The organism is Enterovirga sp. (assembly GCF_028290205.1).
Classification (GTDB): Bacteria; Pseudomonadota; Alphaproteobacteria; order Rhizobiales; family Beijerinckiaceae; genus Enterovirga.
Genome location: NZ_JAQGKF010000231.1, coordinates 1 through 6965 on the forward strand (window position 1 = coordinate 1; position 6965 = coordinate 6965).

Genomic DNA, 6965 nt, shown 5'->3' on the forward strand with positions numbered 1-6965 from the left:
CCGGCGTCCCGGCCGACGAGGAGAGCGACCGCAAGGTCGTGATTCGCCGTCCCGGCATGCCGCTCAAGATCATTGCACCGCCCAAGAGCCCGCGCGGGCCGGGCGGTGGCAACCGCGATCGCCGCGGCCGGCTGACCGTCACCACGGCGACTTCGGGCGAGGACGAGCGGTTCCGCTCCGACGCAGCCCGCCGCCGGCGGCTGCAGCGGCTCACGGGCCACCGCGTCGAGGAAAAAGAGAAGCTGATCCGGGAGGTCGTGATCCCGGAGACGATCACCGTCCAGGAGCTCGCCAACCGCATGTCGGAGCGGGCGGTGGATGTGATCAAGCTGCTGATGAAGCAGGGGCAGATGCTGAAGATCACCGACGTGATCGATTCGGACACCGCCCAGCTCATCGCCGAGGAACTCGGCCACACGGTGAAGCGCGTCGCCGAATCGGACGTCGAGGAAGGACTGTTCGAGGAGGATTACAACGACGAGGGTGCCGAGCCGCGCCCGCCGGTCGTGACGATCATGGGCCATGTCGACCACGGCAAGACCTCGCTTCTCGACGCGATCCGCAAGACCGAGGTCGTGCGGGGCGAGGCCGGCGGCATCACCCAGCATATCGGTGCCTACCAGGTGACCTCGCCGCTCGGCGGTCGCATCACCTTCATCGACACGCCCGGTCACGCGGCCTTCACGTCGATGCGGGCCCGCGGCGCCAAGGTGACGGATATCGTCATTCTCGTGGTGGCGGCCGATGACGGCGTCATGCCCCAGACCGTCGAGGCGATCTCCCACGCCAAGGCGGCCGGCGCGCCGATCATCATCGCGATCAACAAGATCGACAAGCACGACGCGGATCCGCAGCGGGTCCGGACCGAGCTGCTCCAGCACGACATCCAGGTCGAGTCGATGGGCGGCGAGACGCTCGAATTCGAGGTCTCGGCCCTGACCGGGGCCGGGCTCAAGGAGCTGCTGGAGGGCATCCAGCTGCAATCCGAGCTGATGGACCTGCGGGCCAATCCGGAGGTTTCGGCCGAGGGAACGGTGATCGAGGCCAAGCTCGATCGCGGCCGCGGCCCGGTCGCCACGGTGCTGATCCAGCGCGGCTCGCTCTACAACGGCGAGATCGTGGTGGCGGGCGCCGAGTGGGGCCGTGTTCGGGCCATGATCGACGACACTGGCGAGCCGCTGCGCGACGCCGGCCCGTCGGTGCCGGTCGAGATCCTGGGCTTCAACGGCACCCCCGACGCCGGCGACCGCCTGGCGGTGGTGGACAGCGAGGCCCGCGCTCGGGAGATCACCGAGTATCGGGCCCGCCAGAAGCGCGAGCGGCAGGCCGCCCGCACGGCCGGCGCACGCTCCTCGCTCGCCGACATGATGCGCGAGCGTCAGGAGGGCTCGGCCCGCAAGGATTACGCGCTCGTCCTCAAGGGCGACGTGCAGGGATCCGTCGAGGCCATCTCATCGGCGCTCGAGAAGATCGGAAACGACGAGGTCCAGGCCCGCATCCTGCACGCAGGCGTGGGTGGCATCACCGAATCCGACATCACGCTCGCCCAGGCGTCGGGCGCGCTGGTGATCGGCTTCAACGTCCGCGCCCACAAGGAAGCCCGCGAGGCTGCCGATCGGGCCGGCGTCGACATCCGCTACTACAACATCATCTACAACCTCGTGGATGACGTGAAGGAGTCGATGTCGAGCCTGCTGCCGCCGAACCTGCGCGAGGAGCGGCTGGGCGAGGCCCGCATCCTGGAGGTGTTCGACGTCTCCAAGATCGGCAAGGTCGCCGGCTGCCGGGTCGAGGACGGCCGCGTGGAGCGCGGCGCCCATGTCCGGCTCATCCGCGACAACGTCGTCATCCACGAGGGCAAGCTCTCGACGCTCAAGCGCTTCAAGGATGAGGTCAAGGAGGTCGTTGCCGGCCAGGAATGCGGCATGTCCTTCGAGAACTTCGAGAAGATCCGCGCTGGCGACTTCATCGAGTGCTATCTCGTGCACGCCGAGAAGCGCACGCTCTAGGAGCGTCACTGCGACTGTCGCGACGCGACCCGAGAGGCGGCAGCCCCTCGGTCGCGTCGCCGTTCGTTCCCCGCGACGCAAGGAGAGAGCCGGTCCCATCCCGGCCCGACAGCATGAAAAAGCGCACCGACCCCAAAGGCCCGAGCCAGCGTCAGAGCCGGGTGGCCGAACTCGTACGCCATGCGCTGGCCGAAGTGCTGGCGCGCGGCGACATCCAGGATCCGGTCCTCTCCTCGCACGTGATCACCGTGCCGGAGGTCCGCATGTCGCCGGATCTCAGGCTGGCGACGGCCTACATCATGCCGCTCGGCGGGCATGACGAGCGGCCCGTCATCGAGGCCCTCGACCGGAACCGCAAGGCGCTCCGGCACGAGGTGGCCCGCCGGGTCGATCTGAAATTCGCCCCCGACCTGCGCTTCCGCCGCGACGAGACCTTCGACGAGGCCACCCGGATCGACGCCCTCCTGCGAAGTGAGCGCGTGCAGCGGGACATCGGGGGGGCCGACGGCGAGACCACAGAGGACCCATCGTGAACGTTACCGACGAAACTGCCGAGGCCGAGGGCCGGGACGCATCCGGACAGGGCAGGGCAGAGCCCCGTGGGCGCGAGCGCCGCCCGGCTCAGGAGCGGCCGAAGCGCCGCGTCGTCAACGGCTGGGTCGTGCTCGACAAGCCCGTTGGGATGACCTCGACCTATGCCGTCGCGGCCGTAAAACGCGCTCTGAACGCCAAGAAGGCCGGCCATGCGGGCACGCTCGATCCGCTCGCCTCGGGCATTCTGCCCATCGCCCTCGGCGAGGCGACCAAGACCGTCCCCTATGTCATGGACGGGCGCAAATCCTACGTTTTCACGGTCACCTGGGGCGTCGAGACCGATACCGACGATTCCGAAGGCAAGCCGATCCAGGCCACCAACCGCTTCCCGAGCCCCGACGAGATCGAGGCTCTGCTGCCGCGCTTCACGGGCACGATCGAGCAGGTGCCGCCACGCTTCTCGGCCGTGAAGATCGCGGGCGAGCGCGCCTACGACCTCGCCCGTGACGGCGAGGTGGTCGAACTGAAATCCAGGCTGGTGCAGGTCGACAGGCTGGCGCTCGTGGCGCATGCCGAGGACCGTTCCGTCATCGAGGCCGATTGCGGCAAGGGCACCTATGTGCGGGCGCTGGCCCGCGATCTCGGCCGAGCGCTCGGCTGCCTGGGTCACGTCTCGGCGCTGCGGCGGACGCGGGTCGGTCCGTTCAGCGAGGCCGCCACGGCATCGGTGGGCGACCTCGAAAGCGCGGCCGCCAGTCCGGACGGGCTCGGCCCGCTGCTGCACCCGGTCGCGACCGCGCTGTGCGATCTCGTGCCCGTGCCGGTGTCGCGCGATGCCGCCGGCCGCCTCATGCGCGGGCAGCCGGTGATTTTGCGAGGACGGGAAACGCCGATCGAAGGCCGCGTCTACGCCACCCATAACGGCGCGCTGGTCGCCGTCGGGGACGTGGAGAAGGGCGAGTTCATCCCGCACCGGGTGTTCAGCCTCGGCTGATCGCCCCGAGGCGGGGCAGTGTTCTGCCCCGTAGCGCCTCAGACCTCCGCCCAGTGGCGGATCAGGTTGTGGTAGATGCCCGACAGGCGCACGACCTCGGCGTGGTCACGCCCGAGCTCTCGGGTCAGCCCCTGGATGGACGTGTCGAGGTCGTAGATCAGGCTTCTGGCATGGGCCTCGCGCACCATGCTCTGCAGCCAGAAAAACGAGGCGATGCGCACGCCCCGGGTCACCGGGTGGACCATATGGAGGCTCGTCGCCGGGTACAGGACGAGGTCTCCGGCCTCGAGCTTGACCTCGTGGGAGCCGTAATAATCCTCCACCACCAGCTCGCCGCCGTCGTATTCGTCGGGCTCCGACAGGAACAGCGTCACGGACAGGTCCGTCCGGATCCGCATCCCGGTCAGGTGATCGCCCCGAATGGCGTTGTCGACGTGAACCCCGAAATGGTGCCCCTCGCCGTAGCGGTTGAACAGCGGCGGGAAGATCCGGAGCGGGATGGCTGCCGACATGAAGAGCGGGTTGGCGGTCAGGGCCCTGATCACCCGCTCGCCGAGCTGCCGGGCGGTGTCGCCGGCCGGCGGCAGTTGCTCGTTGCGCTTGACCATTGCGGACTGGGCGCCGGCCGTCGAGCGGCCGTCCTCCCACTCCGCCCCGCCCATGACGCGGCGGAACTCGGTGACCTCAGCCTTGCTGAGGACCTGCGGCACGCAGACCATCATGGCTCAGAACCTCACCGAGCCGGTCAGCAGGACCGTGCGGCCCGGCGCGATGTAGGCAAAAGGCGTGTTGCTGCGGTAGAGTGCGTCGTAATAGACCTTGTCGAAGATGTTAAGAACATTCAGGGATACTTTGAAGTTCTTGCTGAGCTTCGCCTCCGCGACGCCGTCGAAGCGCCAGTAGCCGGGCAGCTTGTTGAAGGTCGTGGCCGCGAAAGTTCCGCCCCAGATTTCTGACCGATAATTCGCAGAGCCGCCGACCTCGAGCCAGTCGAACAGGCGGTACTTCGACGTGACGACGAACGAGCTGTCGGCCAAGTTCGCGAGGCGGCGGCCCCGATTGTTCGCCGTCACAGACCGCTCGACCTCGCTGTCGAAGAAGGTCGCCCCGCCGAAGATGCTCCATTGGTCGGTGATCTTGCCTGTCAGGCCGAGGTCGAAGCCGTTGACCTTGTAGCGACCGGTGGCCAGCCATGCCGTGCTGCCGGCGCCCTGCTCCCGCGCCTTGTGCTTGTAGGTTTCGAAATAGGCCGCGGTCGCCAGGAGCCGGCCGTCGAACAGCTCGTATTTCGCGCCCACCTCGTAGGCCGTGTTCTTCTCCGGCGGCAGCACATCGGTGATCGGGTTCGAGACGGCGCTGAGGCCGCCATAGGCGGGATCTCCCGCATCGAACTCGGCTCCGAGCGGGTTGCTGGAGGTCGCCATCGCGGCGTAGAGGGCGACATTCTTCGCCGGCTTGATCGTCAGCCCCAGATTCGAGTTGACGTTGTCAGACCGGACGGTGTTCGCGGTGTTGCCTGTCCTGACGTTGACGTCGAATCCGTCGTAACGCAGGCCGCCGGTCAGGATCAGGACGTCGTTGTAGTTGGCGGTCTCGATCAGATAGGCCGATTTGGTGTCCGCGCTCAGCAGCGTGCGACCGTTCCGGTTCAGAACCGGCTCCGCAAACGTCCTGTAGTTGAACGGCGCGTAGACGTTCTGAACAGACGGGGAGCCGAGCAGCGGGGTGCCGGCCAATTCGGAGGTCAGCCCCTGGTAGTTCGCCCGCCAGATGCGCTCGTTGGTAAATTCCATCCCGATGACCGTGGTGTGCTTCACCGGTCCCGTATCGAACCTGTAGGTCAGGTCGGTCTGGCTCGTGATGTTTCTGTTGTCCTGATTGCGGCTCTGCGCCCCCGTGTTCACCGTCCACAAAGTGGGATTGGGGTTCGTGAGGGTGACCGACTGCGGGATGCTGCCGATATAGTCGATGTTGGAGAGGCCGTAGCGGGTCGCGTTGGACAGCGTCAGGCCGTTCCCCAGGGTCGCATCGAGCCGGATCGTCGCGAGGTCGGACCTGGCCTGGTAATAGTCCCGGAAGCGCTGGCCGTACCACGTGTCGCGGTTCACGCCGAGGGACTCGGTGACCGGCTGGAAGGTCCCGACCGTGCGGCCGCCGACGGTGCCCCGGTAGAGCGGCACGCCGAAATCCGGACGCATGTCGAATTCGGTATGGGCGTAGCTCGTCGAGATCTTCAGCCAGTCAGCCGGCACCCACCTCGTGGCGATGGCGCCGCCCCAGCGATTGTCGAAAACCTGGTTGCGGCCGGCAATGCCGGCATCCTGATACAGGCCGTTCATCCGGACCGAGAAGTCCGGAGTCACCGTCTGGTTGACGTCGAGCGTGACGCGTTTGGTTTGATCACCCGTCAGGCCGCCGGTCAGATCCGCCTTGTAGAAGGCGCGATCGCCCGCCTGCTTGGTCACGATGTTGATGGCGCCGCCGGCCACGCCACGCCCGGCAAAGGTCGAGCCAGGTCCGCGCAGGATCTCAACCTGCTCGGTGAAGAAATTCTCCCGGACGCTGATCGAAGTGTCGCGGATGCCATCGACGAAGACGTCGGAGCGCGCGTCGAAGCCTCTGATGAAGAAGCGGTCCCCAAAGGCGTTGCCACCCTCGCCCGTGCCGATCGTGATGCCGGGCGTCGTGCGGGCTACGTCCGCCAGCGTCGTGAGCTTGCGGTCGTCCAGCAATTCCTTGGTCAGCACCGTCACCGTCTTCGGCGTATTGAGGAGCGGTTCGGTGAACTTCGCGCTCTGGAGGCGGTCCGCCTTGTACGGCGCGGCCGGGTCAGCATACGGGTTGGCATCCGGCGCCTGGGCGAAGATCGGCAGCGACACGGTTTCGGCGGGAGCCGCGACCGTCCGGGCGGGAGCCGTCCGGGCCTGCTGGTTGCGACGCCGCATGGCGGCGCGCGCCGCGCGCTGCGCGGGGCTCGCCTGCGTCGCGGCCCGGCTGGGCCGCTGAGCCGGCGGATCGACGGTGACGGGTGGCAGCGTGCCCTCGGGTGTCTGGGCGTCGGCGCTTGCGGCCAGCAGACAGCCGACCGTCGCTGCACCGATCCCGAAGCGGCCCGCTCCGGGCCGTGACCGCAGAGTTGCCGGAATTCTCGCCCTGTTCGACATCACGCTCGCCCTGCCCGCCCCGGAGGCGGCTCTGGCGCTGGCGTAGACGGGCGATCCTCCGGGCGGTCAAGAGGTTCGTAAGCAATTGCAATGACTTGCGGATGAGTGTAAGTCTAAACTGCGCCGCCTTTCACATCATTCCAATCCGCAAACAGGAGCTATGGGCCGTCAGCGACGGCGTAAACTCCGGCGCCCCGAAGGCGCTCGGGCTCAGGGCAGGCCCACGTGCAGAATTGCCACAGCCTGGCGCTAGGTGTCCGGCTC

General features: G+C 67.5%; 5 protein-coding genes. 3 read left to right on the forward strand and 2 right to left on the reverse strand.

Annotated features, from left to right (window positions below; genetic code table 11):
- The 3 genes from infB to truB all read left to right on the forward strand — a co-directional run.
- Positions 1-2009 (forward strand): translation initiation factor IF-2 (gene infB / locus JWR86_RS16255; RefSeq protein ID WP_299567415.1); only part of this gene is annotated, 2009 nt, incomplete at its 5' end.
- A 113-nt stretch (positions 2010-2122) separates the two neighbouring features.
- Positions 2123-2542: a 30S ribosome-binding factor RbfA gene (rbfA, locus tag JWR86_RS16260; RefSeq protein WP_299567416.1), complete on the forward strand. Its 420-nt coding sequence runs from the start codon at positions 2123-2125 to the stop codon at positions 2540-2542.
- Positions 2539-3537, forward strand: coding sequence for a tRNA pseudouridine(55) synthase TruB (truB, locus tag JWR86_RS16265; RefSeq protein WP_299567417.1), 999 nt, complete (start codon positions 2539-2541; stop codon positions 3535-3537). The genes rbfA and truB overlap by 4 nt, the downstream gene beginning before the upstream one ends.
- Before the next feature lie 38 nt (positions 3538-3575).
- On the opposite strand, the gene JWR86_RS16270 is transcribed toward truB, so the two are convergent.
- Positions 3576-4259 carry a Fe2+-dependent dioxygenase gene (locus JWR86_RS16270; protein ID WP_299567418.1) on the reverse strand — a complete coding sequence of 228 codons (684 nt, stop codon included), beginning with the start codon at positions 4257-4259 and terminating at the stop codon, positions 3576-3578.
- A gap of 3 nt (positions 4260-4262) precedes the next feature.
- Positions 4263-6701, reverse strand: coding sequence for a TonB-dependent siderophore receptor (locus JWR86_RS16275; RefSeq protein ID WP_299567419.1), 2439 nt, complete (start codon positions 6699-6701; stop codon positions 4263-4265).
- Positions 6702-6965: the final 264 nt, after the last annotated feature.

Bases quoted from the DNA above. Each gene is read 5' to 3' on its own strand.
- rbfA (WP_299567416.1), top strand. From the start codon at position 2,123: ATGAAAAAGCGCACCGACCCCAAAGGCCCGAGCCAGCGTCAGAGCCGG.
- JWR86_RS16270 (WP_299567418.1), bottom strand. From the start codon at position 4,259: ATGATGGTCTGCGTGCCGCAGGTCCTCAGCAAGGCTGAGGTCACCGAG.
- JWR86_RS16275 (WP_299567419.1), bottom strand. From the start codon at position 6,701: ATGTCGAACAGGGCGAGAATTCCGGCAACTCTGCGGTCACGGCCCGGA.